26 protein-coding genes are annotated in these 26682 nt (G+C 67.8%); 15 read left to right on the plus strand and 11 right to left on the minus strand.

Annotated elements, in window-relative coordinates:
- Positions 1–37: 37 nt before the first annotated feature.
- Both ACFOYY_RS21210 and ACFOYY_RS21215 read left to right on the plus strand, forming a co-directional pair.
- Entirely contained in the window at positions 38–766 is a 729-nt protein-coding gene (locus ACFOYY_RS21210; protein ID WP_386191117.1) for a dienelactone hydrolase family protein, read from the plus strand.
- Positions 767–1117: 351 nt separating this feature from the next.
- A complete protein-coding gene (locus tag ACFOYY_RS21215) occupies positions 1118–1555 on the plus strand; it encodes a nuclear transport factor 2 family protein (RefSeq protein WP_386191120.1) in 438 nt (145 codons plus the stop codon).
- A 148-nt stretch (positions 1556–1703) separates the two neighbouring features.
- Here the strand turns inward: ACFOYY_RS21215 and ACFOYY_RS21220 are convergent, their stop codons facing one another.
- Positions 1704–3320 (minus strand): RICIN domain-containing protein, encoded by a 1617-nt coding sequence (locus ACFOYY_RS21220; protein ID WP_386191123.1) that lies wholly within the window; start codon positions 3318–3320, stop codon positions 1704–1706.
- A gap of 313 nt (positions 3321–3633) precedes the next feature.
- Positions 3634–4326 (minus strand): DUF6461 domain-containing protein, encoded by a 693-nt coding sequence (locus ACFOYY_RS21225; protein WP_386191126.1) that lies wholly within the window; start codon positions 4324–4326, stop codon positions 3634–3636.
- A gap of 223 nt (positions 4327–4549) precedes the next feature.
- Here ACFOYY_RS21225 and ACFOYY_RS21230 point away from each other — a divergent pair, with 223 nt between their 5' ends.
- The 3 genes from ACFOYY_RS21230 (at position 4550) to ACFOYY_RS21240 (ending at position 7047) form a co-directional block, all read left to right on the plus strand.
- Positions 4550–5113, plus strand: a complete 564-nt coding sequence (locus ACFOYY_RS21230) for a hypothetical protein (protein WP_386191128.1) — start codon at positions 4550–4552, stop codon at positions 5111–5113.
- A gap of 182 nt (positions 5114–5295) precedes the next feature.
- Entirely contained in the window at positions 5296–6372 is a 1077-nt protein-coding gene (locus ACFOYY_RS21235; protein WP_352012893.1) for a ParB/Srx family N-terminal domain-containing protein, read from the plus strand.
- 219 nt (positions 6373–6591) lie between these two features.
- On the plus strand, positions 6592–7047 hold the full coding sequence (locus ACFOYY_RS21240) for a hypothetical protein (RefSeq protein WP_386191132.1): 456 nt from the start codon (positions 6592–6594) through the stop codon (positions 7045–7047).
- Positions 7048–7068: 21 nt separating this feature from the next.
- On the opposite strand, the gene ACFOYY_RS21245 is transcribed toward ACFOYY_RS21240, so the two are convergent.
- The gene (locus ACFOYY_RS21245; protein WP_352012891.1) at positions 7069–7443 is read right to left on the minus strand and encodes a DUF5997 family protein; all 375 of its coding nucleotides are present in this window, start codon (positions 7441–7443) and stop codon (positions 7069–7071) included.
- A gap of 55 nt (positions 7444–7498) precedes the next feature.
- On the opposite strand from ACFOYY_RS21245, the gene ACFOYY_RS21250 reads away from it, so the two are divergent.
- Both ACFOYY_RS21250 and ACFOYY_RS21255 read left to right on the plus strand, forming a co-directional pair.
- The gene (locus ACFOYY_RS21250) at positions 7499–8233 is read left to right on the plus strand and encodes a LysR family substrate-binding domain-containing protein (RefSeq protein ID WP_386191136.1); all 735 of its coding nucleotides are present in this window, start codon (positions 7499–7501) and stop codon (positions 8231–8233) included.
- A 247-nt stretch (positions 8234–8480) separates the two neighbouring features.
- Entirely contained in the window at positions 8481–9443 is a 963-nt protein-coding gene (locus ACFOYY_RS21255) for a LysR family transcriptional regulator (protein WP_362782421.1), read from the plus strand.
- Here the strand turns inward: ACFOYY_RS21255 and ACFOYY_RS21260 are convergent.
- From ACFOYY_RS21260 to ACFOYY_RS21285, 6 genes are read right to left on the minus strand one after another with little or no spacing between them, the layout of a single operon-like run.
- Positions 9430–10278, minus strand: coding sequence for an alpha/beta fold hydrolase (locus tag ACFOYY_RS21260; RefSeq protein ID WP_352012888.1), 849 nt, complete (start codon positions 10276–10278; stop codon positions 9430–9432). The genes ACFOYY_RS21255 and ACFOYY_RS21260 overlap by 14 nt on opposite strands.
- Positions 10279–10288: 10 nt before the next feature.
- Positions 10289–11188 (minus strand): ATP-binding cassette domain-containing protein, encoded by a 900-nt coding sequence (locus ACFOYY_RS21265; protein ID WP_352012887.1) that lies wholly within the window; start codon positions 11186–11188, stop codon positions 10289–10291.
- A complete protein-coding gene (locus tag ACFOYY_RS21270) occupies positions 11185–12219 on the minus strand; it encodes an ABC transporter ATP-binding protein (protein WP_362917410.1) in 1035 nt (344 codons plus the stop codon). The genes ACFOYY_RS21265 and ACFOYY_RS21270 overlap by 4 nt, the downstream gene beginning before the upstream one ends.
- Positions 12212–13198 (minus strand): ABC transporter permease, encoded by a 987-nt coding sequence (locus tag ACFOYY_RS21275; RefSeq protein WP_362917408.1) that lies wholly within the window; start codon positions 13196–13198, stop codon positions 12212–12214. Before ACFOYY_RS21275 ends, ACFOYY_RS21270 begins: the two co-directional genes overlap by 8 nt.
- Positions 13195–14124 carry an ABC transporter permease gene (locus ACFOYY_RS21280; protein WP_386191142.1) on the minus strand — a complete coding sequence of 310 codons (930 nt, stop codon included), beginning with the start codon at positions 14122–14124 and terminating at the stop codon, positions 13195–13197. Before ACFOYY_RS21280 ends, ACFOYY_RS21275 begins: the two co-directional genes overlap by 4 nt.
- A complete protein-coding gene (locus ACFOYY_RS21285) occupies positions 14111–15805 on the minus strand; it encodes an ABC transporter substrate-binding protein (RefSeq protein WP_386191145.1) in 1695 nt (564 codons plus the stop codon). Before ACFOYY_RS21285 ends, ACFOYY_RS21280 begins: the two co-directional genes overlap by 14 nt.
- A gap of 1649 nt (positions 15806–17454) precedes the next feature.
- Here ACFOYY_RS21285 and ACFOYY_RS21290 point away from each other — a divergent pair.
- Together ACFOYY_RS21290 and ACFOYY_RS21295 are read left to right on the plus strand one after the other, a co-directional pair.
- Positions 17455–17826 (plus strand): YciI family protein, encoded by a 372-nt coding sequence (locus ACFOYY_RS21290; RefSeq protein WP_386191147.1) that lies wholly within the window; start codon positions 17455–17457, stop codon positions 17824–17826.
- 1663 nt (positions 17827–19489) lie between these two features.
- Positions 19490–20317 carry a hypothetical protein gene (locus ACFOYY_RS21295; protein WP_386191150.1) on the plus strand — a complete coding sequence of 276 codons (828 nt, stop codon included), beginning with the start codon at positions 19490–19492 and terminating at the stop codon, positions 20315–20317.
- 741 nt (positions 20318–21058) lie between these two features.
- On the opposite strand, the gene ACFOYY_RS21300 is transcribed toward ACFOYY_RS21295, so the two are convergent.
- Both ACFOYY_RS21300 and ACFOYY_RS21305 read right to left on the minus strand, forming a co-directional pair.
- Entirely contained in the window at positions 21059–21541 is a 483-nt protein-coding gene (locus tag ACFOYY_RS21300) for a nuclear transport factor 2 family protein (RefSeq protein WP_386191153.1), read from the minus strand.
- 132 nt (positions 21542–21673) lie between these two features.
- Positions 21674–22333 (minus strand): YdcF family protein, encoded by a 660-nt coding sequence (locus ACFOYY_RS21305; protein WP_386191156.1) that lies wholly within the window; start codon positions 22331–22333, stop codon positions 21674–21676.
- A gap of 541 nt (positions 22334–22874) precedes the next feature.
- Here ACFOYY_RS21305 and istA point away from each other — a divergent pair.
- The 6 genes from istA (at position 22875) to ACFOYY_RS21335 (ending at position 26658) form a co-directional block, all read left to right on the plus strand.
- Positions 22875–24110 (plus strand): IS21 family transposase, encoded by a 1236-nt coding sequence (istA, locus tag ACFOYY_RS21310; protein WP_386191159.1) that lies wholly within the window; start codon positions 22875–22877, stop codon positions 24108–24110.
- On the plus strand, positions 24110–24931 hold the full coding sequence (gene istB / locus ACFOYY_RS21315; protein ID WP_386191162.1) for an IS21-like element helper ATPase IstB: 822 nt from the start codon (positions 24110–24112) through the stop codon (positions 24929–24931). Before istA ends, istB begins: the two co-directional genes overlap by 1 nt.
- A gap of 106 nt (positions 24932–25037) precedes the next feature.
- Positions 25038–25418, plus strand: coding sequence for a hypothetical protein (locus ACFOYY_RS21320; protein WP_386191165.1), 381 nt, complete (start codon positions 25038–25040; stop codon positions 25416–25418).
- Positions 25419–25654: 236 nt separating this feature from the next.
- Positions 25655–25951 carry a helix-turn-helix domain-containing protein gene (locus ACFOYY_RS21325; RefSeq protein ID WP_386191167.1) on the plus strand — a complete coding sequence of 99 codons (297 nt, stop codon included), beginning with the start codon at positions 25655–25657 and terminating at the stop codon, positions 25949–25951.
- A complete protein-coding gene (locus tag ACFOYY_RS21330; RefSeq protein ID WP_386191170.1) occupies positions 25952–26191 on the plus strand; it encodes a helix-turn-helix domain-containing protein in 240 nt (79 codons plus the stop codon).
- Between the two features lie 260 nt (positions 26192–26451).
- A complete protein-coding gene (locus ACFOYY_RS21335) occupies positions 26452–26658 on the plus strand; it encodes a transposase (RefSeq protein ID WP_386191172.1) in 207 nt (68 codons plus the stop codon).
- Positions 26659–26682: the final 24 nt, after the last annotated feature.

Raw genomic sequence — 26682 nt, forward strand, 5'->3', positions numbered from 1 at the left:
CGCCCGCACAAGGCATCCCGAAAGGTCCGAAACGCTGATGCGCTTTACCTCCCAGACGTCGTCGGACGGCGTCACCGAGCAGTTCTTCACCCTCGACGAGATCCCCGGCGTGCTGTGGACGCCGGATGACACCCCCGGCACGCGGCCGCTGATCCTGCTGGGCCACGGCGGCGGGCAGCACAAAACGGCTCCCGCCATCGTGTCCCAGGCTCGCCGCTACGCCGCCGAGGGCTTCGCGGTCGTCGCGATCGACGCGCCCAACCACGGCGACCGCCCCAAGGACGAGGAGTTCGGCCGCGTCGTGGCCGAGATGCGGGCCGGTATGGCCTCCGGCGAGAACCCGGGCGTCGCGGTCGCCGGCATGCACGGCCACCTGGCCGGTCGGTCCGTCGCGGACTGGCGGGCGGTCCTCACCGAGGTCCAGCGTCTCGACCGGGTCGGCGTCGGCCCGGTGGGCTACTGCGGCGTGTCGATGGGCTGCGGGCTCGGCATCCCCCTCGTCGCCGCGGAGCCCAGGATCCGCGCCGCGGTGCTGGGCCTGCTCGGCGTGTACGGCCTGGCCGAAGAGGCCGCGCGGGTCACCGTACCGGTGCGGTTCCTGATGCAGTGGGACGACCGGCTGGTGCCGCGTGACCAGGGCCTGGCCCTGTTCGACGCCCTGGCCTCCCCCCAGAAGACACTGCACGTCAACCCCGGCGCGCACGGGGACGTGCCGTCGTTCGAGGTGGACAGCGCCCTGAGGTTCCTCGCCCGGCACCTGACCTGACCTGCCAGGACGCACCGGCCGGACCCTCGCTTCCGGCCGGCGCGCACCGGTACGGCCGAACCACGTGCGCGCCCGGTACGGCCAAGCCGGGACACCCGGCACGTCCCTGCTCCGACAGAGCGGGGACACCCGTTCGGGCGGGGAGGGGTGTCCGTTCGGGTTAGTCAGGGCGCCCGTTCCAGTGGGCGGGGCACCCGTTCGGGCGAGACGGGGCGCCCGTTCCGGTGAGCCGGGGCGCCCGTTCCGGCGCGTCCATCGGCGACATGATCCCCACCCTGTGGATAGTTGTGCGTCCTTCCTCGCCCCGTATCGTCCTCACCAGTGATCACAGCCGTGTGGGAAAGGGAGGGTATGACCGACGACGTGGTGCGACGCGTTTTCCAGGCGGTGGACTCCTTCGACCCCGAGGAGTTCGTGCGGCTGCTGACCGAGGACGCCAGGTTCGTGTTCGGCAACGCCGAACCGCTGGTGGGCCGTACGGCCATCGTCGCCGGGCTGCGGGCGTTCTTCTCCACCATCGGCGGCCTGCGGCACCGGATCGTCAGAAGCTGGCAGGTCGACGCCGACATCATCGCCGAGACCGAGGTGACCTACCAACGCCTCGACGGCAGGGAGACCGGCGTCGTCGCCGTGTCGATCTGGCGCACCCACGACAACGGCCTCATCTCCGACTACCGAATATTCGTCGACCTCACCCCTCTTTACGCGCCTTGGAACCCGCCTCCAGAGCGTCACGACCACGCCAACAGCTCGGTGGTCTTGCCTGCCCGGGATCTGCCGAGGGCGTGATCCGCCTCCCCTTTCGGCCTCCGGCGGCATGCCGGTGGGCGCGCCGGGTGGCTCCGCCGGACCCTGCTGGTGCGCCCTCGCCTTCTCCGTTCCCCCCTTTCAGGGGTCGACGATCGAGCGCGGGCAGGCGCACCAGCCGGTCATCGGGTCAGGAGACGCAGCGGCGCAGGGCCACCCGGCCACCGTCCTTGGTCACATCGCTGGAATGCGGGGCCAGGCAGAGCTTCGTCCACTGGTTGGAGAAGGTGTAGCGCCCGCCCGGCATCGGGTTGACCGACCAGTACTGGTTGGCCGAGTCCCAGCGGGTCTCGCAGCCCCACCACATGAGCTGCGTGTTCTCCCCGGGCGGGGTGCCGTTGTTGTACGGCGCGGTCAGGCAGTAGCCGTTGGCGTTCTTGATGTTGAACCATCCGCCGTTGCGCGGGGCGGCGGTCCACTTCTGCGACGACTTGCCGTTGCACGAGCGCTGCACGACCATGCCGCCGCCGGAAATCGTCGAACCGCGGTCGAGGCACTTGCCGCTCAGCACGTTCTTGTAGGCGGTCGTGTTCACCGACCACAGGTCGTACGCCCCGGTGGGCTTCGGCTTGGGCAGGCTGCCGCAGTCGTACTGTTGCAGCGGCGCGTCGTTGCTCAGCAGGTTGTTGTGGTCGAGCGCCATGCACTTACCGCTCTTGCGGTTGTAGAGATAGAACGCAGGCTGCGCGTCGTAGTGCGGCGGAATCTTCACCGTCACCCGCATCACCGCCCAGTTCTGCTGCGGCGCCGACGGCGTGCAGTTCTGCTGGTCGAGGCTGAGCCAGTCGGCCATCTCATCGCCGGTGACGTCCGCGCACTTGCCGGAGGCGTCGTTCTTCTGCAGGAACGACCCGTCGGCCTGCTTGACCCGGGTCCAGCGCAACGCCGAGGACGTCCCGGTCGGGCAGTCGCGCTGCACGATCCTCGCCCCCGCCGTCCTGCTGTCGTCCTTGACCACCATGCACTTGCCGCTGTGCGCGTTGAACAGCCGGTACTGGCTCGGCAGCCACAGACGGAAGTCCCCATAGGACGACTCAAACGAGGTCGACTCGGTGTAGCCGTTGTCCCCGCCCCCGCCGCTGCCGCAGTACTTGGAGATCTCCCAGTCGCTCATCGGCCGCGAGTTCAGCGCCCAGTCGTAGGAACGGCTCTTGTCGGGCACGTACACGGTGAGGTTCTTGCCGTACTGCATGCCGTTGCCGTCGTCGTAGTCGGCGGCGATGTCCACGACGGCCTTGATGAGCGGCCGGCGTACGGTGATCCACGCGACGCCCCAGCCGGGCACGTTCGCGGTGTTGGTGTAGGTGTCGCTGGTGCTCCAGCTCCACGACCAGCCGAGCTTCGGCCCGACGGACGCCTCCCAGTCGCCGAACTTCTTCTTCCCGCCGATGTCGAGCCCGAAGGAGAAGGAGGTCGACGAGCTCTTCATTCCCGCGACCCCGACGCTGCCGCCCGCGGCCCCGCACGAACGGGCGACCGGGCGAGGCTTGTTGGAGTCGCCGATCGCGTCGGGGATCTCCGCCTCACCGAGCACCTGCTGGGAACTCTTGTAGGTGAGCCTGCACTCGGGCACCTCGTACACGAGGTCACCCGCCTGCCGATAGGTGACGTTGAGGCAGTCGCGAGCGATCTGCTCGGGGGATCTGGCCGCGGCGGCGGGTGAAGGTGAGATGACCATCGTGCCGAAGACGGCGGTGGCCGCCGCGAGCATGACGGCACCGGCGCGAAGCCGGGGGAGGACGTGCATGACGCTCCTGATCAGAGTATTCAACGTGCTCGCGCAGGCTAGAAGTCCAGGGAGGCGCCGGACTGAACGGCTCAGGAACACGACTTGAAATGATCATTCAGGGGCTGGGTGTCGGCTGTCGGCGCGTGCCGCGGTGGTGAAGGCCGGCGGAGCTCGGATCTCGGCTTCGGACATCCGGAGGTTCGGCGTCCCCGCCGTGCGCCCGATCGTCGTGCGGTGACGCCCACCGCCCCCAACAGCCGCACCCGGTGACCCGGTACCGCCGGCCGGCCGCGGCTGCCTCCACCGAGCCGGATCGTTCCTCTCGGCGGTCTCACCGCTCGCGGATCACGTAGCGGGTGTGGGCCCCGTCCATCCACTCCCGGTCGATCTCCCGGCCCGTCACCCTGCCGACGAGCGCCAGAGCTGATGTGAGGCAGGTGGCCATGGGCGGGCTGTACCCGTTGAGAGCGAGCGAGATGAAGTCCTGCCACCCGTCGGGAATGTCGTCCTCGTAGTCCTCCTGCCCGCTCTCCAGGCGGGCCTCCTCCCACGCGCAGTACTCCAGCCACCCCGCCGGCAGCTCCGGATCGCTCGTCCAGCCGGTGTCGTTCAGGTCGAACTGCAGTCCCCGCGCGTAGGAGTCGAGCGCCTGCGGATCGCGTCCCCACCGCTCTCCGGGAACGGTGACGCCGAAGCCCGTCACGTGGTCACCGTTGACCGCATACTCAAGATCACGTGGCCCGTTGATGTCCCAGCTCATCCGCAGCGCCCGCCCGCCGTACGAAAGCTCCCGTAGCGCCCGATCGCAGTCGAACCCCCGCACCTGGATGATCTGCGTCCAGTCCGCCGTCAGCCGACCGGCCCAGACAACCCCCGCGTCACCGTCGGCGGGCCTCCCGCGTACGGCGTCCGCCCAGACGCACTCAACCGCGTCATCCACGTCGGCGACCGAAACCCCCAGGCGTCGTGCCGCCTCCCACACCTCCAGCCCTTCGACCCAGGCCGCCATGAACCATTCGCCCATGCGGTAGGACCGGACAAGATGCCAAAGACGCTCTGATCGCCGCATTCCCGTCCCCGCCTGCTCGGCACTCGTTACTGAGGCGACCCAATCAGACATCCCCGACAGTCACCGTGGGAGCGGGCGCCACAACGGGATTCGTCACCCGGTCGTCCACACCGCCGTCCGGGTCGCGCTCGGGCTCGGTTCCCAGTGGATCACAAGTCCCGGTCCATAGCGTGCCGCCATGAGTCTACGCACACGGGTCGCCGGTGCTTTCTTCGTTCTGGCGGTCCTCGCGGTGGTGGGCGCCCTGGTCGGCGCCCTCGGGCACTACACGGTTCTCGACCGGCCGGTCCTGCTGGGAACCCTGGCCGTGAGCCTGGTCGTCCTCGCCGGAGCGCTCGTTTTCGGCGGAGGGCCCCGCGGCCCCGCCGTCGCGCTCGGGATGATCTGGGCGACGGTGGGGCTGGTCACCTACGTGAACAGCTGGCAGGTGTACGCCCGGATCCCCGGCCCGACCGGCAGCGGGCTGGAGGTGCGTGTCCTGTACGACGACTGGATCATCCCCGACTGGGCGCTCGTGGTTCGCAGGAACGACGGCCTGCTGACGCGTGAGTGGCCCCTGGTCGAGCGCTTCAGCTCCGAACACTCCGACGGCCTGCCCACGGTGACCTGGGTCGATCCCTCACACGTGCGCCTGGACGACAGGCCGGGTGACGACCGGGCGCCCTGGGGCGGGCAGGTGATCATCCTGGACCCCGGGACCGGGCGACCTCTCAAGCCGGACCACCCGGTGAGCGCCTTCTGAGATCCGGCCGTCCGGGAGCCGTCGACGTCGGCCGGTGAAAGTCCGCACCTCCTTCGTTCCCCGAAGAAGAACACGAAGTTCGCCGCCGGTTCCCCTGGATGTCATGAACATGCACTCGTACGTTGGTTGGTTACCGGCACTCTCACCGTCGATAGACGCAATGCCGACGAGGAGCACGTGTTATGCGCTTCAGTTCTCCGTACCGCCTGGCCTCGGCACTTGGGGCAGCCGTCGCCGTCACCGTCGGCTCCGGCGCCGCCCTGGCGCCATCCGCTCTGGCCGCACCCGGTGCGCCGGGCACCCGGCCGTCCTTCTGCGAGCACGACAACCGCGACACGCCGTTCGCGAAGTACCTGTGCGCCAAGCCCGGTGACCTGCTCGACGTCCGCATCGGCGACGTGCACCCGACCCAGCCGTCGCTCGGTTACGACGAGGTGTACTACAAGCTCGGCCGCTACACCCTCGGCAAGGACGCGATCAACAAGAAGTTCGACGACTGGTGCGAGGCCGACGGCCGGGAGGAGGCGGCGTCCGTTTCGCCCGGCGCGCGCCTGGACGACCCGTCCTCGTTCACGTGTCAGATCCCGGTCGGCGCGGAGACGCCGGACAGCGTCGCCGCCATGAAGACCGTCGTCATCGGCCCCCATGGCGAGCCGTTCCTCACCGACGGGCACCACACGCTCACCTCCTTCTTCGAGACCCCTGACGGCGGCGCCGACCTGCACGTACGGCTGCGGGTGCAGGCCAACCTGAGCACCTTCACCCGGCAGAGGTTCTGGAACGAGATGCAGGCGCGGAAGTGGGTGTGGCTGCGCGGCCCCAACGGCAAGCCGGTCACCGTGAACAAGCTGCCGACCGGCGTGGGCCTGGCCAACTTCACCGACGACAAGTACCGCAGCCTGCTCTACTTCGGCCGTGACATCGGCTACGAGCAGAACGGGCTGCCGTTCCAGGAGTTCTACTGGGGCAGCTGGGTCCGCGACGCCAAGCCGATCGACCTGGCCGGCTGGAACCAGAACGACCACGGCAGCTATCTGGCCACCGTCAAGGCGCTGACCGAGGCGATCACCGCGCTGCCCAAGGGCACCGTCGTCGACAACGGCCTCACCGCCGCCCAACTGGGCGCGCTGGCCCAGTGGAACAACGGCAAGGCCGCCAACAAGGGCGAGTTCGACAAGCTGAGCAAGCCGTACTCCGACGCCAAGCCAGGAAAGCTGGCCTACACCCTGGAGTACAAGCGCGCGCACGGCCTGGGCTGAGACCTCCGGGACCGTACGGCCGGGCCGCCGGGCGACCGTGCTCGACGGCCCGGCCGGTGTCTCGGCCAGGGGTCGGTTCTCACCCGCTCGCAGGACACGAACGGCCAGGCGGGGCGCGGCGATCCGTTCGCTCGTCACCGCGGCGTCCCGGAGATCCCCGCGCCGTGGCCGGGTCGGGCGGGCGCCGTGTTGTCGTACCCGGTGGCTACTCTTCGGCGCATGACGGTCCCCGAGGTCATCCCCATCGCCCACGAACCCGGCTATCACACCGACACGATCGGCCACTGGGACGGCGGGCAGTTCCTCGGCTCCGTCGTCGCCGCCTTCCCGAACGGCTACACCGTCACCGACGACTGGCCCGCCCACAAGCGCTGGCACGCCGTCCTGCACACCTTCGACGCCGCCGGTCACCACCTCGGCTCCCGCGTCGAACGCACCGGCACCGACGAGAACCACCGGACAGCCGTCGAAACCGCCAAGAACCTGCTGACGCGGTGGCTCGACGCCCTCCCCGGCCACCGTTACGGCGACATCGCCATCCGGCCCTTCCGGCACGAGGTCGACGACGTGCTGTTCGGCCTTGTCATCGAGACCTTCGAAGGCACGGAACACGCCGAGCTCTACCCGGACACCCTCGGCTTCTACGAACCCTGGGACGGTTCATACGACACCTGACCGTCCCCGGATCTCAGCTGTCTAGCCCTGTTGCTTGAGGCGGAGCGCCTCTTTGCGAACCTTGACCTGGAGGGCCTGCTCGCGCTCCAGCCACTCCGGGTTCTCCGCCTTCAGCGCGTCGATCTCGGCGGTGGTGAGCGGTTCGGTGATCCCGTTCCTGAGCAGACCGGCGACGGAGACCTTGAGCTTCGCGGCGATGACCTGCTTGGTGTGCGGGCCGTTGCGGCGCAGGTCGACGAGCCAGGCGGGAGGCGTCGACTGCAGCTCGTTCAGCTCGTCCCTGGAGACGACACTCGCCTGGAACTCGGCGGGAGTGGCCGAGAGGGGGACACCCAGCTTCTTGGCCGCCGTCGAAGGCTTCATCGTCTGGGTGGTCTTCGGTTTGGGCGAGGTCATGGCGTCAAGAGTAGCCAGCCGGAACGGGTTCTCCTGACATCGATACCCTGGGGAAGTGACCGATGGAGAGACCGGCAGGGTGTTCCGACTGGCGTACGTGCCCGGGGTGACACCCGCGAAATGGGTCAACATCTGGAACGAGAGAATGCCCGGGGTGCCGCTCACCCTGGTCGCGGTTCCCGCCGCCGAGGTGGTGGAACTCCTGCGGAACGGCGGCGCCGACGCCGGGTTCGTCCGGCTGCCGATCGACCGGGACGGGCTCAGCGTGATTCCTCTCTATGTGGAGGACACGGTGGTCATGGTGCCCAAGGGGCACGTGGTGACCGCCGCCGACGAGGTGACCGTCGCCGATCTCGCCGACGACGAGGTGTTCCACCCTCTTGACGACACCATCGAGTGGGCGGTCCGACCCGGGCAGCCCGCGTTCACCCGCCCTGCCACGACGGCGGAGGCGGTCGAGCTGGTGGCGAGCGGCACCGGGATTCTCCCCGTACCGCTGTCGCTGGCGCGCCTCCACCACCGCAAGGACCTCACCTACCGGCCGGTGTCGGACGCGCCGCAGTCCCAGGTCGCGCTGAGCTGGCCCACGGACGCGACCACCGACTTGGTGGAGGACTTCATCGGCATCGTCCGCGGCCGTACGGTGAACAGTTCGCGAGGCCGTACCCCCGAAGCCCCGGCCTCCTCGGCGAAGAAACCGGCACAGCGGCAGGCGCAGAAACCCGCGCAGAACGGCTCCGGCCGCCGGGCCGTACCGGCCGGTCGTAAGAAGAAGGGCCACCGCCGGTAACGGAGCCCGGTGCGTCGATCGGTCCCGGCGGCGCCTCCCGACCGTGCCCGTCGTGGTCACCCACGCCGACGCGAGAGGAGCGCCCCGGCAGGGTTAGTGATCAAGGACCGGGCCCTTGTGGGCGGCGAAAAGCCCAGGCCGGGACGTTTCACGTCCTGAGGCGCCCGCTAGCATCGGGGTTCCCCGGTCCCGCCTCGCGGACGCTCCCACCGCGACGGACGCCCGGCCGACTCGCGACGGAGCCCGCGTGCCCACGATCGATCCCCGCCGTCTCCTCATCCTCCGCGCCTTCGTGCTGTCCGACTCGGTCACCGCGACCGCGGCGGCGCTGCACCTGACGCCGTCCGCGGTGTCGCAGCAGCTCGCGGCGCTCGAACGCGAGGTCGGTCACGTGCTCGTCGTACGCGCGGGGCGCAAGCTGGCGCTCACCCCGGCCGGGCGCATCCTCGCCGAGCACGCCGAGGAGATCAGCTCCCGGTTGAAGATCGCCGAGGCCGACCTGGCCGCGCACGCGGGCGGTGTCCTGGGGCAGCTCAGGATCGGCGCCTTCCCCACGGCGATCAGCTGGTTGGTTGCGCCCGCCATCGTCGAACTGCGCCGTCAGGCACCGGGCGTCGACGTCACGGTCGTCGACGCGGAGGCCCACATGAGCCACCGGATGCTGATGCGCGGCGACATCGACGTGACCGTGACCATGGAGTACGAGTCCAGCCCCGAGCGCGACTCCCCCGACATCGTGAAGTTCCCGCTCTACATCGAGCGGTTCAAGGTCGTTCTCCCCCACACGCACCCGCTGGCCGGGGAGGAGGGCGTCGGGCTCACCCAGCTCGCCGAGGAGAACTGGATCATGCCCTCACCCGGTAACCCGTGCCGCACGATGGTGTTGCAGGCGTGCGCCGAACTCGGCTTCCACCCGTCGATCACCCATGTCTCGGACGACTACCGCGCCGCGCTGGCGCTGGTCGCCGCCGAGGCGGGAATCTGCCTGGCGCCGGAGTCCGCGCTCTCCGCCCGCGACGCCGACTGGGTGGCGATCCTGCCGACGCGCGGCGTCGCGCCGCTGCGCAAGGTGATCATGACGACGCGACGCGACAACCAGGGTCATCCTGTCGTACGCGCGGGGCTTGAGGCGATGCGAGCCGCCGTCGCCTCGCCGGACGCGGAGATCTACGGCCCGCTCGCGCGGTCCGACACCTTCAGTGTCGAGTGACGGCTCCGGCCGGTGGCGCGTTCTCGCGGAGGAAGGCGTCGACGTGCCGGTGGTACTCGTCCGGCTTGTCGCGGCGCACACAGTGGTGGGCTCCCTCGATCACGACGACGTCGAAGCCGGGCGCGACGGCCGTGAGACGCTCACGGGAGTGCTTGTCGACGATGACGTCGCCGGTACCGGTGACGAGCAGCGCGGGCACGCCCGCCGGGCCGACCGTGATCTGCCGCGCGGTCGGCGTCCAGATCCGGCGCTTCTCGTGGAGCCGCTGCTCCATGTAGTCGGTGTCGACGGCCTTCATCGCCTCGGCGAGCGGACGCAGCTCCTGCTCCGCCCAGTGGGGATAGAGCTCGCGCTGTATCTCCACGAGTTCCTCGACCGACGCCGTGTCGGCGTAGTCGAAGGGGTCCTTGATGGTCTGCTCAACGCTGAGCCACGGGTTGGGACCTGCCTCGGGCACCCACCACGGCGGGTCCTCAAGCACGACGCCGGCCACGAGGTGCGGGGCGTCGGCGGCGACGAATGCGGCGATCCGCGCACCCATGGAGTGCCCGACGACGAGCGTCCTGCGCCCGGTCTCGTCGAGCATGTCCTTGAGGATGTCGATCGCGTCCTGCACCATCACGTCGGTCGACGGAACACCCTCGTGTTCGGGCAGGCGGCCGGGTGACTTCCCGTGGCCCCGGGCGTCAGGCGCCACGATGTGGTAGTCGCCTCCCCAGCGGTCGACGGCGTCACCGTAACAGGCGCCGGACTCCACGGCGCCGTGCAGGATGAGAATGGCGGGCGCATCTGCTGCGTCCCGCCCGTACTCTCGGACGAACAGGTCGGTTCCCACGTGTCCTCATTCAGTGCTCTGTGGCGCCGGCCTCCGGCCGGCTCACAACAGGGTGATCGTTTGGTGAGACATGGTCGTGATCGTGGCACGCCTCGTCGGCGTCGCGCAACGCTCCCGCAGGCCAGGGGGGCGGCTCCGCCTCCGGTGTCGCCTCGACCAGCGCGCGCGTGCAGGGGTGCCGCGGGGAGCGGAAGATCTCGTCGGACGGACCGGTCTCGACGATACGGCCACGCTGCATGACGGCGACGCGGTCGCTGTAGAGCCGGATCACCGCCAGGTCGTGGCTGACGTGGAGGAACGAGATCCCCTGGTCGCGCTGCAGGTCGGCCAGCAGGTTGAGGATCTGGGCGCGCACCGACACGTCGAGCGCCGAGGTCGGCTCGTCCGCGATGATCAGATCCGGTTTGAGGGCCAGCGCGCGGGCCACGGCGACGCGCTGGAGCTGCCCGCCGGACGCCTCGTGCGGGAAACGCCCCAGGTACTCGGCGCCGAGGCCGACCGACTCCAGCAGTGTGACCAGCTCGGCGGTCGACGTCGTCTCGCCGTGCGCGCGGAAGACGTTCTCCAGCGTCTGCCGTACGGTCTGCCGCGGGTTCAGCGACGCCAACGGGTCCTGGAAGACCATGGCGACGTTGCGCCGCAGCCGCCGTAGTCCTCGCCTGCCGAGGCGGGCGAGGTCCTGCCCGCCCGTACGGACGGTGCCGGACGTCGGCACCACCAGGCCGTTGGCCATCCGCGCCAGTGTGGACTTGCCCGAGCCGGACTCGCCGACCAGGCCGAGCGCCTCGCCTCGCTCGACGTGGAGCGAGACGCCGTCGACGGCGAGGAAACCCCCGCGCCCACGGCCGAAGCCACCGAACGTGCGGTAGCGCTTGCTGACGTCGGTCATCTCCAGGATCGGCTCGCTCACCGGGCGACCTCCTGCGGTGCGGGGAGACGATCGAGGTGGCAGGCCGCGAGGTGCAGCCCGCCGACCTCGCTGGTCGGGCGGGCGGTGGGCAGTGGCGCCTCGACGAGGCAGCGTTCGCCGACCTGGTCGGCGAGGCCGCAGCGCGGCGCGAAGGCGCAACCCGGTCCGGCGTCGCGCAGCGACGTGGGCGCGCCGGGGATGGCGCGCAGCCGGGTCCGCCGCCCTCCGGTTTCGAGCCGGGCGTCCAGTCGCGGCGTGGCCGCGCGGAGACCGGCGGTGTACGGGTGGGCGGGCCGGTGGAAGATGTCGCGGAGGCTGCCGTACTCGGCCTGGCGGCCCGCGTAGAGCACCAGGACCTCGTCCGCCGCGCTCCCCACCACCCCGAAGTCGTGGCTGATCAGGAGCATCGCCATGCCGTACTCCTGCTGGAGTTCGCGGAGCAGGGCCAGGATCTGCGCCTGCACCGTCACGTCGAGCGCGGTGGTCGGTTCGTCGGCGATGAGGAGCGCGGGCCGGTTCACCAGGGCCATCGCGATCACCGCGCGTTGCCGCATGCCGCCGGAGAACTCGTGCGGGAAGCGGCGTACGGCGTCCGCGGGCTCGGGGATGCCGACCCGGTCGAGCATCTCGACCGCACGGGCCCGCGCGGCGCGGCGGGTGACCGACGCGTCGTGCAGGCGGAGCGCCTGGGCGATGTGCGCGCCGATGTCGAGGTACGGGCTGAGCGCGGACATCGAGTCCTGGAACACCATGGCGACCTCGCGGCCGCGGGCCCGGCGCAGTTCGCGCTCGTCGGCGGAGAGCATCTCCCGGCCCGCGACGACGATCCGGCCCCTGGCGCTCGCCCCGCGCGGCAGCAGCCGCATGATCGCCCGGCCGGTGATCGTCTTGCCCGAACCCGACTCGCCGACCACGGCGAGGGTGCGTCCGCCGTCCAGGCTCACGGAGAGATCCCGGACCACATCGGCGGTGACGCCGCCGCTGGTGAACGAGACACACAGGTCCTCGATCTGGAGTACGGGGTCAGACACGGCGGATCCTCGGATCGAGAAGCGGCATCAGCAGATCGGCGATCAGGTTGCCGACGATGATGAGGAAGGCGGAGAAGAGCGTCACCCCGACGACGATGCTCAGGTCGGACTCGTTCACGCCGGACAACAGCAGGTCGCCGAGCCCGTGCAGGCTGAACACCTTCTCCGCGATCACCGATCCGCCCAGCAGCGCGGTGACGTCGAGCGCGAACATCGCCGCGACCGGCACCATCACACCGCGGACGGCGTGCCGGTTCACCTGCCGGTTCGACGCGCCGCGCGCGGTCATCGCGACGAGGTGGTCGGCCGAGAGCTCGTTGAGGAGCTGGGTACGGGTGACCCGGATGTATCCGGCGGCGAGGATGAACGACAGCACCATCCACGGGCCGATCAGGTGCCAGGCCCAGTCCGCCGGCGACTCCGAGAACGACACGAAGCCGGAGTACGGCAGCGCGTTGAGCATGAAACCGAAGACCTGGAGGACGAGCAGACCGACGAGGAAGGTCGGCACCGACAGCCCGAACATCGCGAAACCGGTCGAGAACCGGTCGACGACCCCGCCCTTGCGTATCGCCGACAACGCGCCGAGGCCGATGCCCACGACGAGGCACAGGACGGCCGCGCCGAGCGCGAGCGACAACGTGACGGGCAGCCGCTCGGCGATGAGCGTCGTGACGTCGCTGCGGTTCGGGAACGAGTAGCCGAAGCAGGGCGCGGGACAGTGCACCTGCTGGGCGCCCTGGCCGTACGTACGGCCGGCGAAGAGGCCCTTCACGAACTCGGTGTACTGCCACAGCACGCTCTGGTCGGTCTGCATGTAGGCGCTGACCTTGGCCCGGGTCTCGGGCGGGCACGGCTTGCCGCACATGGAGCGGGCCGGGTCCTTCGAGGCCCCGAAGAAGAGACAGATCGTCACGAAGGCGATCGAGAGGAGCATGAACACCGCGGTGACCATGCGGCGGGCTATGTAGACGATCATGCGGCATCCTCCGTGCGCACATCGAGGACGTCGCGGAGCGCGTCACCGGCGAGCGTGGCGCCGAACACGATCAGGAACACCACGGCTCCCGGGAAGAGCATGTACCAGACGTCCGCGCCGCTGTAGATCCACGGCAGCGAGTCCGAGAGCAGTTTGCCCAGGTCGGGGACATCACCACGCAGACCGACGCCGAGGAACGACAGCCCCGCGACAACGCTGACGTTGCCGGGCAGCGACATCGCGAACAGGACGACGACCAGGCCGAAGAGGTGCGGCAGCATCTCGCGGCGGATGATCTGCCAGGGCGGGGCCCCGGTCGCGCGCGCCGCCTCGACGAAGGCGCGGGCGTTGACGGCTCCGGCCTGGGCGCCGATGATCCGGGCCGGGACCGTCCAGCCGAAGAAGGCCAGCACCAGCACGAGGACCAGGCCCCGAGGCATCTCCTCGGGCACGATCGCCATGATCGCGATGACGAACATCAGGCCGGGGAAGCCGAACATGAAGTCGATCAGCCGCCCGGCGACGGCGCCGAACCAGCCGCCGAAGTAGCCGATCGCCGTACCGAGGACTGCGGCGAAGGCGATCGACAGGATGCTCGCCCCGAACGCGATGAACAGCGACGAGCGGATGCCGTAGACGATCTGGGCGAACAGGTCGACACCCGTCACCGGGACGACGCCGAACCAGTGGTCGGCGCTGACGCCGCCGAAGGCGCCCAGCGGACGGCCGCCGTCCGGGTCGAGCAGGTCGGTGTGCAGGGTGCTCGGGTCCTGTCCCTCGATCCACACGAGCAGCGGGGCGCAGAGTCCCGCGACGAGCGGCACGACCAGCATGACCAGGCCGGCGACGCCGGACCGCTTCCTGAGGAAGCGGCGGAGGGCCGGCGTGCCCCGGCCCTCCGCCTGCCGGATCTCAGCTGCCGACACCGACGACCAACTCGTTCGCGAACGGTGGGTAGGCGGGGATGAAGTAGTTCATGATCTTCGAACCGGCCAGGGCCTGCGTGCGCTGCACGAGGATCGGCACGATCGGGGCGTCCTCCATGATCTGCTTGTCGATCGCGGCCCACATCGTGGCGGCCTTGCCGAGGTCCGGCTCCGCGACGGCGGCGTCGATCGCGGCGTCCACCTTGGGGTTGGAGTACTTGGAGGCGTTGCCGCCGCCGTCGCCGATCTCACTCGACGCGAACAGCGGCTGGATGGTGCTCATGCCGCTCGGGAAGTCCGCTCCCCAGCCGTTCGTCGTCATGTCGTAGTCGCCGTCGCCGGAAGAGATGAGCTCGAACCAGGTGTCTCCGTCGAGGCCCTTGAGCTCGACCTTGACGCCGATCCGCGCCAGCGAGTTCTTGATGCTCTGGGCCTCCTTCTCCTCGATCGCGCTCACGTCGGTCGGGTAGGTGAGCGTGAGCTTCAGGTCGGAGACCCCGGCCTCGGTGAGCAGCTCCTTCGCCTTGTCGACGTTGCCGGTTTCGCCGCCGTCGTACAGGTTGTACTCGGTGCGGCCGGGGATGCCGGGCGTCATGATGGTCGAGGTGATCTGGCCGCCGAACTTCGGACCGCCGTACACGCTCTGCAGCTCGGCCTTGTTGATCGCGTAGTTGATCGCCTTCCGGACGCGGACGTCGGAGAGGCTCGGGCGCTTGACGTTCATGGCGAGGTAGCGGAAGTAGCCCGACGGGCTGTTGGCCATGCGGTTGGAGATCGACGGGTCGGACTCGATCCGCTGGAACTGCGACGGCGAGATGAGCGCGTTGCTGATCGCGTTCTTGTCCGCACCCTTGTCGTCGATGAGGCGCTGCACGATCGTGTCGTTGTTCAGGCCCATGTCGAGGACGATCTTGTCCGGACCGGCGAGCCGTACCTGGTCGGTGTCGGCCTTCCAGTTCGGGTTGCGTTCCAGTACGGCCTGCGAGCCCTTGCGGAAGCTCGTCACCTGGTACGGGCCGCTGGCGACCGGGCGCTCGCCGTACGTCTCCGGCTTGGTGTCGGCCGCGGCGGGCACCGGCGCGAAGGCCGGCATGCTGACGATCCACGGCCAGTTGCCGAACGGGCGCGCCAGACGGAAGACGATCTTGCGGTCGTCGACGACCTCGATGGAGTCGAGCTTCTTGCCGTCGTACGGGCCGTCGTAGTCGGCGCCGCCGACCAGCAGCGTCTTGTGGTAGCCGAGGCCGCCCTGGAACATCGGCGCGAACGACCGCTCGATGCCGTACTTCACGTCCTGCGCGGTGATCGGGCTGCCGTCGGAGAACTTCAGGCCCTCCTTCAGCGTGAAGGTCCACGTCTTGCCGCCGTCGTCCGTCGTACCGGTGTCGGTGGCGAGGTCCGGCACGAGGACCGTGTCCTTGTCCGGGAACGTCTGCCACGACGTCAGCCCGCGGTGCACCCACCGCAACCGGCTGGTCGGCACCATCTGCGCGTTGGCTGTCTCGAAGGACTCGTTCGCGCGCCGCGAGAGGTAGTGCAGAGTCTGGCCCTTCGGCACGGACTCAAGCGCCGTCGCGTTCTTGTCCTTCGTCGGCTCGGCGGACTGCGAGCTGGACTGCGAGTTCGCGTTGCAGCCCGCCGTCACGAGGGCCAGGACGAGCGCGAGCCCTACGGGCGCCACTCTCCGGGATCGATTCGCCATAGATCGCGCTTCCTGTGAGGCGGTCCCAATCGTTCGGGTCCGCTGCTGGATCTCAGGAAGGGAGTCTGTTGGCGGGCGAGAGCACCCGTCCATCGAGGAGTTCTACACGGGATCTTTAAGAAAATCTGATAGATCGCGGAGACCTGCGCGTGTGACACCCACGATACCCCCCTCTCCGGGTGGCTGGAAGATCACGACGCACACCCGCGGGCGGGATCCTCTCCTCCGCGCACCGACCCCCTGCGCTGGACCATGGAACCGCGCCTGCCTGTAGCGATATTTGGGCTGTTTTCATACCGTTGTCAGGCTTCTGTCATGCCGTTCTCATCCTCACGACACGTTCATTCGCCGGATAAAGCAGTTAAATACGCAGATAGTGAACTATGCCCCAATATGGTGAAAACCATATTTAAATCCAGGCCTGCCATGAAGTGACCACAGGCACGTACAGGCCGTGCACAGGACCACCAGGAGCGGCGACACCGTCTTCACCAAGCGGAACAGCAGCCAATGAAACCGCAGAACTTTAACCAGAACTTCAAAATCAACTACCCCCGGACGAGCAGCCCAACGACCCAAGCCCACCACCCGGCGCCCTGCGCCTCATCCCTGGTTACCCCGCACTATCCGACACACCCTCGCGGCACCCCTGGCCACTTCCACGTCGCCTCTGACCGCCCTCTCGACACCCCTGGTCACGTCGCCCTTGGTCACCCTCGCGTCGCTCCTGGCCACGTCCACGTCGCCTCTGGCCGTCCTCATTTCACGGCGCCACGCCATCTAGCTGGGGAAACTCATACACCACGTCCGTGGACGCAACCACCCGATCTCTGATCACCCCACGCATCGCCCCTGACCGTCCCTTCATCGCTCCTAGCCACCCTCACACCACCTTGCGCGCCTGCGCCTCCACACCACCTTGCGCGCCTGCGCCTCGCTCAGCCAATCCCGCATCGCCCCTGATCGCCTCCACGTCGCCCCTGGTCACCCTCGTGTCACTCCTGATCGCCTTCTCGTCTCCCCTGGCCGTCCCCACACCATCCGGCCCACGCCTCGTCTCTGACCAATCGCCCCTGTCCACCCTCACACCGCCCGGCGCGCCGCGCCTCACTCCCAACCGCCCCCACATCACCCCTGGTCACCCCTGCGTCACTTCTGTCCACCCCCGCACCACCCGGCGCATCTGCGCCTCACTCTGGCTACCCCATACCATCCGATGCACCCCCGCCATCCTCGTGTCATTCCTAATTGCCCTCTCGTCGTTCCTGGCCATCCCCACACCACCCGGCCCGCGCCTCATCTCCGATCACTCCCACGCATCGCCTTTGGCTGTCCCTTCGTCGCTCTTGGCCACCCCCGCGTCGCCTCCGGCCACCCTCACGTCGCTCCTGGCCGCCCCCGCTGTCGCGATGCGCATCCTGCTGTGCTCGCGGATTCCCACCCCGAAAACCGGGGCTCAATCACCGCGGCCATCGCGCAGGGGTCACTTCGGCGGGTGAAACGCGGACCGGAAAGATCAGCCACGTCACGGTGAGAGATTTCCCCGAGGCCGTGTCGATTCGCGGGCCGCTCATTCGACGTGTAGATGAGGGAGTCGAGAGGCGGCCCCGACGGACGAGGAGAACGCGATGTCGAAGTACCTGCTGATCATGCGGGGCACCGACGAGTCGAACGCGGCCATGATGGCCGATATCGACGAGATGATGGCCACGACCCGCCTATTCATCGAGGACGCGGTCAAGGCCGGTGTTCTCCTGGCGGCGGAAGGGCTGGACGATCCGGGCCAGGGCGTCGTGGTCGACTTCAGCGGCGAGACCCCGGTGGTCACGGACGGACCGTACGGCGAGACCAAGGAACTGTTCGGAGGCTTCTTCATGCTCGACGTCGCCTCGAAACAGGAGGCGATCGAATGGGCCAAGCGGGTCCCGGTGGCTCGCGGGTCCAAGATCGAGGTTCGGCGGGTACCCGGGGACGACGAGGTCCCGCAGACCAACGATTGACCACCCAGATCTGGACCGGCGGCCGGATCCTATGGGCATGACCGGCACCGAGGCCGCCCTACGGGTTGGTCGGCACGGACTGTCGTCGAGTCGGCCCGGTTCACCGGCGACTTCGAGCCGACCGAAGCCTCGACCGGGAGACGGTGACGTCATGGCCGCTCGCCCCTCCGGCGAACCCGGCCGACCAACTGGACCGTGGAGGATCGACCCGCTCCGCCATCCGACCACCTTCCAGAATCGATGCGCCCCGCCGTCGGCCGACTCGACGGTCAACTCAGCCATCAACGAAGAACCGATCCCGGCAAGACCGATGACGGCGTGTCGGCACCGACGTTCGTCGGCTACCGCCCCGTGCTCTTCCCCGGGGCCGGGCGGGCCGACCCCACGCGTGATCGGTGGCCTGCCCAGCGAGGAGATCGCCCGCGCGTTCCCCGCACCGGCCCGCGTCACCCGGGACGAGAACGGCCGTTGCGCCGTCCAAGCTGCCGCCGGCCACCGAGAGCGGGTGGACGGCACGCCCAAGCCACCTACACGATCTTCTCCAAGGGGCCAACGACCGCGTCGAGGACCAGCCGCCGCGCCCCGGCATCGCATACGAGGCGATCCGGCCGGCCTTCGCACCCGGCCACGCCGCGGCCGGACGAGCTTGGAGGTGCCCGGCCTGATCGAGAGGTCCTCCAAGACCGCAGACCGAACACCCGAGTACGCGACAGCGGTCACCCTCGAATCCCGGAAAGGCGAGAGGCGCTTCTCGAAGCGTTCGCGGCTCTCACCGTACGAACAGCACGGAAGCCCATCAAGGGCGTGATCCACACCAGCGAGCGGAGCCGAGAAGCCGCACCGGACGTGCCAACGCCTCGCCGTACTGACCTGCCCGGCTCCTGGAAACCACCTGACGGTACAGAACGGTGTGGCCTCCCGCCAGCGAAGAAGGGGACACCGTGGATCAGCAAGGAGCGACTCGATCAGGCCTTCCCCATCGAGTGGATCCGCCGTCTCCGAGATGATCTCGGAAGTCTGACCTCGCATCCTCAGCCCTGAAAAAACCCCAGCCTCAACACGTGATACCCACGGATGGTTCTCTGTGTGAGACCGCGTTGCCGTGTCCCGCTGCCGCACGGACAGGAAAGAGGCTTTCCGGGAGGGTGCAGAGGGCTCCGACCTGCTGCGCGGCCGAGAAAACGCCTTCTGATCCGTAGCCGGTCCGAGAACGTCCGCCCGCGTCTACCAGTGTCAGAAACGCCTGCTCATTGATGCCTTCGCCGCAATCACGTTCTACGAACGTCCATCAGTTTCCAGGCCCGTCGTTGGCAACCGCGCCGGCGGGAGCGGCCGTCATCGTGGCGCGCATGCTCCAACTGAGGGCGCGGGCGGCGGAACTCGGCAGGCAAACGCGAGACATCGGACTGCGCGCGCACGATAAGCACCGCCAACGATGCGAAATGCCCCTTCATCTACTGAGGAAGGCAAGGTCAGCCCGTGGGAGAGATTGGGTTAACCGAAAACACGAGAGTGGACGCAAGAACCACCCCGACCGCCTTCATCGAGGGCCGTCACCGCTTGGTGGTCACCGCCCTGCAAAGATTGTTACATCATATCCCTTGTCTCATCTGCATCACCCTCTACTCTTTTCCCTGCTGTATCCCCCTAAGCAAGGACGTTGATGAAACTCTTCTTCGCAGGCATCGTGGCGACAGCCGCGGCCGTGGGCGCGGTGGCCATACCCGCTCAGGCGGCATCCGCCACAACCGTGCAGGCCGCTCCGGTGGACCCGGTGAAAGCCCTGAAGGCCCAACTGGTCCCGGGCAAGGGCGTAAAGATCACCGAATCAGGTGGCATCACCCTCGATTTCACCGTCGACGACCAGGCCATGCAGGTACAGGTGAACACCAGCTCGACCGGCACCGTGGCTTTCGGCAAAGGCAACATAGCGGCTGCCGACCTCCGTGTCCGCACGTCCTCACGCCTGAAAGGGTCCAAACCTCCCTACCGCGTCATCACCGAAGGCAGAAACGCCTACGTGACCAACGCCGACATCGCCAAGGCACTGCCCTCCGGTCGTTCCTGGATCCAGTCGAAGACCAGTGAGCGCGAAAACACCATCCTTAATTTGGGCGTCACCCCAGCGGAATTGAAGTTCATGCTGGACAACGCATCAGAAGTGGCGACCGGCGAATATCAGGGCACCGCCAAACTCACCGACTTCCGGCACGACAAGTCCGCCGGGGAAGGCGACGTCGAGTTCCACCTGTACTTCGACGAACACAACCTGCTCACCCGCACGGTCGTCGACACGACGGCCTACCCGGACAGCGGCAGCTCGGCCTATGACCAGATGGCCTTCCACACCGACACCAGGTATTCGGGCTGGGGCACCAAGGTGAAGATCTCCGCACCGGCAGCCGGCAAGGTCATCAGCGAAAAGAAACTCAACGCGAAGACCCGCAAGGCCGTCACAAAGGCCGGCTACCCGGAGGACGGCCCCTTCTGACCTACGCCAAGAAGGGGCCGACGTCGCCAGGCGAACCCGTGTACGTCCTTCCCATCTGAGCGGCGCCCCCTTCGGAGAGGCACTGAGCCTTCTCATCCATGGCCGAGCCAGTCCCTGCGGATCCGGCGAAGGTCAGCGAGACGGCTCGGAGAACCGAGGACCACGCCTCACTGCCTGCCTCTCCGCATGGCTCAACGCGGGCATTCCGTCGAAGCAGGTCCGAGCGTGTGGAGGTCCTTCACAGAACCCACGAGAAAGGCCCTCACGGGGCCTCGCCAAGCGGGCGGACCAACGAGACCCGGATCCCGAGTGCGGGGCGGTACTGGAGACGATCAGCCGACATCACCCAACAACCGCCAAACACCGAAACATGATCTCCAAGCGAAAAGCCCTGATCATCACTGCTGATCAGGGCTTCCGTTGTACACGGCCAAGAGGACTCAATGCCCAGACCTTCTGATCTGTAGAGGAAGGTTCAGCACGCCGCCAACATGGATGTTGTACACAACACGCCCCACTACCAAAGGTGGGAAGGCATTGGGAAAAGCTGCGACTTGCCCCTTCTCACTCTTGAGGGGACTACCCCATCATGCTTTCCAAGTCTGCGGACCGTCGTTCACCGCAGGTCGTCGAGGTCTCCAGCTATGGCGTCGGCTCTCATGTTGCCCTCGGCCAACACCTCCGTACGGGGTGAACTGAGACTGCACGAGCCGAGGTCGTGCTGCTCATTCCACAGCCAGGTTAGACGTCGCCGTCCGGGCGTAGGACGTGCAGGACCGCAGAAGTATCCAGGTAGAACGGGTGTATCTCGGCGATGCGACCATTCTTGATCGTCATCAGCTGCATCACCGAGGTCTCCAAGGCCCGGCCGGTGGCGCGGGCGCGCAGGATGCCGCGGTTCCAGACCACGACGCTGCCGCCGTCGACCACATACTTCTGCTCCAGGAACTCCAGGGACTGCCATGCCTCGCTCATGGCGGCCATGAACTGCTCGATGCCGCTCGGTCCACGCCAGGTGCCCCCGTAGGGCAGGGAGTCCGCCTGATACATCACGACCTCTGGGTCCAGGCACTCAGCAAGCTCGCCGAAATCGGCCTTGCCGAGGCCCCCTGCGGCGATATAGGCAACTTCCGCCCGGTAGAACCTCTCCAGCACTGCCAATGAGCTCCTGCCCTCGTCGCCCTCCGAAGCCGGGCAGTCATTCGTCGTTGCTTCTGCCATCATGCGCTCATCATGTTCACCCCGGACCGGATGCACCCGGCGGAAATCGGACAATTGAGGACTGGACATGGCGAAGGGGCCGACTTGGATGGAGTCCGCCCCTTCGCGTTCACTGCCTCAACCAGGCGCGGAGGATTAGATCAGACGACTCGTGTACCCGGCATCCACCAAGCGCTCGAAGGCCGCCCGGGCCTCATCCGGGTACGGCTGTTCGACGGCGAAGCCCTTCTTGGCGTACTCCGTGATCCGCTGGGTGTCACCGACCAGCATGTTGATCACGCGATCCACATCCCCGATGTTCTCGACGTAGTCGTCAAGCGAAAGTGGGAGCGACGCGCAGGTGACTTCGATCTCCGGCCAGATCTTTTTGCACGTGGCGTACGCGCGCCGTTGCTGGTAGGGGCGTGAGATGAGCACCGCCGACGTGATGGTGATCCCATGCTGGGCCAGAAGATCGCGGGTGTAGGTGAAGTTCTCTCCCGTGTTCGTCGCTCGCGGCTCGACCAGCACCACCCCATCGGGCACACCCCGCTCGACGGCATGCTCTTTGTAGTGAACGGCCTCGCCGCGCGGAAACCTGCTGACCGTGGTGGGGGCATTGGCCCCCGTGAACACGATCAGCGGGAACAACCCTCGCAAGTAGAGATCGGCGGCATGGGTGGCAACCCCGAGGTCATGACTTCCCAGGCCGATGCCGACGCCCGCTGGCCGTACGGTGTGGTGCATGTCGTGGTAGTCCCACAACGTCTCGACGTCAGCACGGAGCACGTCAGGGACAGAGGCACTGGTAGCCATGGCTTCTACCTGTCCTCAGTCGGGAATCTTGAACGTGTAGAACATGCGAAGCGCGACGAGGCGTACACGCCTCGGGCGAACCCGACCAGGCGGCCTTCACGGGTGAACATGCGCCGCTGGAGGATCAACCGGCTCGCCGGCTGGCAGCGCCAGCATCTCGGAATCATCCGGTGTCGGCATGCGCGCGTGAATCGTCTCGGTCATACTGTCCGGTTCCAGCCTTTGAAGGGTAAGGACCGCGAAACCTCCTCTGCGGCCCGCAGGGCCAGGCGTCGGATCCACGAGCGGCGTTCCCTGGACATCCTCCGGGCGGTAGTAGCTCGTCAAGGCATGTGTGGGAGTTCCCTTCTTTGACGAACCGTGCGCGCTCGTAGACCTGCCTGAAGCCCCGCGCCGAGGGCGAGGATCCTGCCCGCCCGAGCTGGTCGCCATCCTGCGCAGGCACCTCGCGGAGAACGGCACCGGCCCCGTGTCAGCGACGGGTGAAAACTGACCCTGTGGCGACGGCCGAAAACTGACCCCCCTTCAGTCACTCTGGAGGGTGATCAAGGTGGAGGACTGGGCGGAGATCCGCCGGTTGCACCGAGCCGAAGCGATGCCGATCAAGGCGATCGCCCGGCGCATGGGCATCTCGAAGAACACCGTGAAAAGCGCGCTGGCGGCCGACACACCGCCGAAGTACCGACGGGCCGGCAAAGGCTCGATCGTGGACGCGGTCGAGCCGCGAATCCGGCAGTTACTGGCCGAGTTCCCGGACATGCCCGCGACGGTGATCGCTGAACGGATCGGCTGGCAGCGGTCGCTGACCGTGCTCAAGGAGCGGGTGCGGCTGCTTCGGCCGCACTACAAACCGGTCGACCCGTCGTCCCGGACGACCTACCAGGCCGGGGAACTGGCCCAATGCGATCTGTGGTTCCCGCCGGTGAAGATCCCCCTCGGCGCCGGGCACCGGGCCAGCCCACCGGTACTGGTCATGGTGTCGGGCTATTCACGCTGGCTGATGGCCCGGATGCTGCCCTCTCGCACGGCCGGGGACCTGTTCGCCGGGCACTGGGCGTTGCTATCGCACCTGGGGGCGGCACCCAAGACGCTGATCTGGGACAACGAGTCGGCGATCGGCCAGTGGAAGCACGGCAGACCCCGGCTGACCGCCGACGCCACCGCGTTTCGCGGCGCTCTGGGCATCCGGATTGCCCAGTGCAGGCCCGGTGACCCCGAAGCCAAGGGGCTGGTGGAAAGAGCCAACGGCTATCTGGAGACCTCCTTTCTGCCCGGCCGCAGCTTCGCCTCCCCGCAGGACTTCAACGCTCAGCTCGCCGATTGGCTGGCCAAGGCCAACAGCCGTCATCATCGACGCTTGGAGTGTCGGCCCGCGGACCGGCTGGGCGCGGATCTGGCGGCGATGGTGGCGTTGCCGCCCGTCGCCCCTGCGATTGGACGGCGCGCCTCGGTCCGGCTGCCGCGCGATCACTACGTGCGGATCGCCTCGTGTGACTACTCGGTGCACCCTTCGGTGATCGGCCGGATGGTCGAGGTTGTCGCCGATCTGGGGCAGGTCAGGGTGACCTGTGCCGGGCAGGTGGTTGCCCGGCATGAGCGATGCTGGGCACCACATCAGACCATCACCGACCCCGCCCATGAACACGCCGCCGCTTTGCTGCGCGGCACGCGCCTGCCAATGGCGGCCGCCGCGACCGCCAGCTTGGCTGATACCGACGTCGAGCAGCGCCGGCTCAGCGATTACGACGTCGTGCTGGGCATCGAGGGGGTGGCGTAATGGGTGAGGTGATGCCCGCGACGGGCAGGCCATCCACCGCTGCCTCCCGCAACATCGGTGCTGAGCTGGCTTATCTCACCCGGGTGCTCAAAGCGCCGTCACTGGCCGCCGCCGTCGACCGGCTGGCCGAGCGGGCCCGGGTCGAATCCTGGAGTCATGAGGAGTTCCTGGCCGCCTGCCTGCAACGAGAGGTATCGGCCCGTGAATCCCATGGCGGCGAGGCCCGGATCCGGTTCGCCCGGTTCCCGGCCCGCAAAGCGCTGGAGGACTTCGATTATGACCATCAGCGCTCTCTCAAGCGTGAGGTCATCGCTCATCTGGGGACGTTGGACTTCGTCGCCGCCCGGGAGAACGTGGTCTTCCTCGGCCCGCCCGGCACCGGCAAAACCCACCTGTCCATCGGTTTGGGTATTCGTGCCTGCCAGGCCGGGCACCGGGTCGCGTTCGCCACCGCCGCCCAGTGGGTCGACCGCCTGGCCGAGGCTCATGCCGCCGGGAAACTCCAAGACGAGCTGACCAAGCTGTCGCGCATCCCGGTCCTGGTCGTCGACGAGGTCGGCTACATCCCGTTCGAGCCCGAGGCCGCCAATCTGTTCTTCCAGCTGGTCTCCAGCCGCTATGAACGAGCGAGCGTAATCGTCACGAGTAACAAGCCGTTCGGCCGGTGGGGAGAGGTCTTCGGCGACGATGTGGTGGCCGCAGCGATGATCGATCGCCTGGTTCATCACGCCGAGGTCATCAGTCTCAAGGGAGACAGTTATCGCCTCAAGAACCGTGATCTGGGCCGTGTCCCCGCGACCGGCCACAGCAACGAGCAGTAATGATCAAGCACATCAAGGGGGTCAGAATTCAGGCGACGCCAGGGGGTCAAGGTTCAGCCGCCGTTGACACCCCGATGGACGCGTGTTCTACGGAGCACACGGCGGTGTGCTGGCCAAGAGCACAGTCCTACGGATCTGGCGACAGGCGCGGAAGAAAGCCCTGAGCCCTGAGGAGTACGCCTCACCGCTGGCCAGGCGTCCCTACGACCTGCGGCATGCCTGCCTGCCCACGTGGCTCAACGCCGGTGTCGCGCCGAAGCAGGTCGCCGAGTGGGCGGGCAACAACACCGAGGTTCTCCACCGGACCTATGAGAAGTGCCTCACCGATCACGGCAAGATCGCCATGCGTCGAATCTCCGAAGTCTTGCGCTCTTCCCCGCGGGAAAGCATTGGGAAGAACCAGCCGACGCAGCCGGTCAGGGGCGGACGCAGCCGGACACCGTTGCCTGACTCGGGGCATGAAAAAGCCCAGCTCACCGGGTGGTGAGCTGGGCTTTTTTCTTGCGCGGCCGAGAGGACTCGAACCCCTAACCTTCTGATCCGTAGGCAGGGGCAGACGCCTCGCCAGCGCCCTCCCGCCCTGGTCAGGCGGTAGATGCGGGTCAGTGGCGCGTGATCGTGTCAAACGGTGTTGCTGTATGGAGCTGCTGTACTGAGCGAGAAATGTGGGCGTGACGAGTTCGCCTCTCACCTGTCAGGCCTTTTCCGCAGATGACAGCCTGGATGTATGAGGTATTCAGACAGAAGCGGGGGCTGTCTGCGCGGGTCCGGGCCTGGCGAGAGGGGCTGCGGCTGCGGGCGGCGGACATGTTCGCCGGAGGCATCAGCCCGCCCCGAGTGGCGCAACTACTGGGAGTGACGCGCAAGTCGGCCTATGAGTGGCATCGAGCCTGGCAGGCCGGAGGCAAGGCCGCCCTGGCCTCCGAAGGTGCCGCGGGGGGCGGCGGCAAGTTGTCCGAGGAGCAACTGATCCAGTTGGAGGAGGGCGCCGCCGCTCACGGATGGAACAACCAGCGCTGAATGGCACCGCGCGTGGCCGTACTGATCGCCGAGACGTTCCACATCTCCTACACCTCGCGCGGGGTGTCCTATCTGCTGCGGCGGCTGGGCTGGTCGTTCCAGGTGCCGGCCCACCGTGCCGTCCGGCGCGACGAGACGCGGGTCACCGAATGGGGCAGGCGAGCGTGGCCGGCGATAAAAGCACCCGGGCGACCTGGGGATCGTAGCTGGTGTTCGCCGACGAGTCCGGCCAGAGTCTGAGACCGCCCAAAGGCAAAACCTGGGCACCCCGGGGGGGCGACCCCCGGTGTTGCCGGTGTCCTACGGTGATCGCGGCCGGGTCTCGATCGCCGCCCTGATCTGCATCAAGCCCGGCGGGCGTGTCCGGTTGATCTACCGCACGATCACGTATCACCAGCGCAAGGGCGAACGGAAGGGCTTCACCGCGGCGGACTTCGCGGCGCTGTTGCAGGCGGCTCATGCTCAGCTCGGCGGCCCGATCTCTCTGGTGTGGGACAGGCATGCCCAAGCACGTCAGCGCCCGGATGCGGCAGTGGATCGCAGCGCACGCCGACTGGCTGCTGGTCTACCAGTTGCCCGCTTACACTCCCGATCTCAACCCGGTCGAGGCGATCTGGTCCAGCCTGCGCGCCGCACTGCTCAACTTCGCCGTCCACGGGATCGACGAGCTCACCGTCCTGATCAAGCACCGGCTCAAACGCATCTGAGCTTGAAAGGCCGGTGTTACGACG

Origin of the sequence: Streptosporangium jomthongense (genome assembly GCF_042650425.1) — a bacterium.
In the GTDB taxonomy this organism is placed as follows: Bacteria; Actinomycetota; Actinomycetes; order Streptosporangiales; family Streptosporangiaceae; genus Streptosporangium.

What these genes read in the sequence shown, in the direction of transcription:
- ACFOYY_RS21210 (WP_386191117.1), top strand. Translation starts at nt 38, where the DNA reads ATGCGCTTTACCTCCCAGACGTCGTCGGACGGCGTCACCGAGCAGTTC.
- ACFOYY_RS21300 (WP_386191153.1), bottom strand. Translation starts at nt 21,541, where the DNA reads ATGATGGCAGAAGCAACGACGAATGACTGCCCGGCTTCGGAGGGCGAC.
- ACFOYY_RS21230 (WP_386191128.1), top strand. Translation starts at nt 4,550, where the DNA reads ATGAGTCTACGCACACGGGTCGCCGGTGCTTTCTTCGTTCTGGCGGTC.
- ACFOYY_RS21235 (WP_352012893.1), top strand. Translation starts at nt 5,296, where the DNA reads ATGCGCTTCAGTTCTCCGTACCGCCTGGCCTCGGCACTTGGGGCAGCC.
- ACFOYY_RS21305 (WP_386191156.1), bottom strand. Translation starts at nt 22,333, where the DNA reads ATGGCTACCAGTGCCTCTGTCCCTGACGTGCTCCGTGCTGACGTCGAG.
- ACFOYY_RS21215 (WP_386191120.1), top strand. Translation starts at nt 1,118, where the DNA reads ATGACCGACGACGTGGTGCGACGCGTTTTCCAGGCGGTGGACTCCTTC.
- ACFOYY_RS21295 (WP_386191150.1), top strand. Translation starts at nt 19,490, where the DNA reads ATGAAACTCTTCTTCGCAGGCATCGTGGCGACAGCCGCGGCCGTGGGC.
- istB (WP_386191162.1), top strand. Translation starts at nt 24,110, where the DNA reads ATGGGTGAGGTGATGCCCGCGACGGGCAGGCCATCCACCGCTGCCTCC.
- ACFOYY_RS21275 (WP_362917408.1), bottom strand. Translation starts at nt 13,198, where the DNA reads ATGATCGTCTACATAGCCCGCCGCATGGTCACCGCGGTGTTCATGCTC.
- ACFOYY_RS21335 (WP_386191172.1), top strand. Translation starts at nt 26,452, where the DNA reads ATGCCCAAGCACGTCAGCGCCCGGATGCGGCAGTGGATCGCAGCGCAC.
- ACFOYY_RS21330 (WP_386191170.1), top strand. Translation starts at nt 25,952, where the DNA reads ATGGCACCGCGCGTGGCCGTACTGATCGCCGAGACGTTCCACATCTCC.
- ACFOYY_RS21245 (WP_352012891.1), bottom strand. Translation starts at nt 7,443, where the DNA reads ATGACCTCGCCCAAACCGAAGACCACCCAGACGATGAAGCCTTCGACG.
- ACFOYY_RS21225 (WP_386191126.1), bottom strand. Translation starts at nt 4,326, where the DNA reads ATGGGCGAATGGTTCATGGCGGCCTGGGTCGAAGGGCTGGAGGTGTGG.
- ACFOYY_RS21240 (WP_386191132.1), top strand. Translation starts at nt 6,592, where the DNA reads ATGACGGTCCCCGAGGTCATCCCCATCGCCCACGAACCCGGCTATCAC.
- ACFOYY_RS21220 (WP_386191123.1), bottom strand. Translation starts at nt 3,320, where the DNA reads ATGCACGTCCTCCCCCGGCTTCGCGCCGGTGCCGTCATGCTCGCGGCG.
- ACFOYY_RS21325 (WP_386191167.1), top strand. Translation starts at nt 25,655, where the DNA reads ATGTATGAGGTATTCAGACAGAAGCGGGGGCTGTCTGCGCGGGTCCGG.
- ACFOYY_RS21290 (WP_386191147.1), top strand. Translation starts at nt 17,455, where the DNA reads ATGTCGAAGTACCTGCTGATCATGCGGGGCACCGACGAGTCGAACGCG.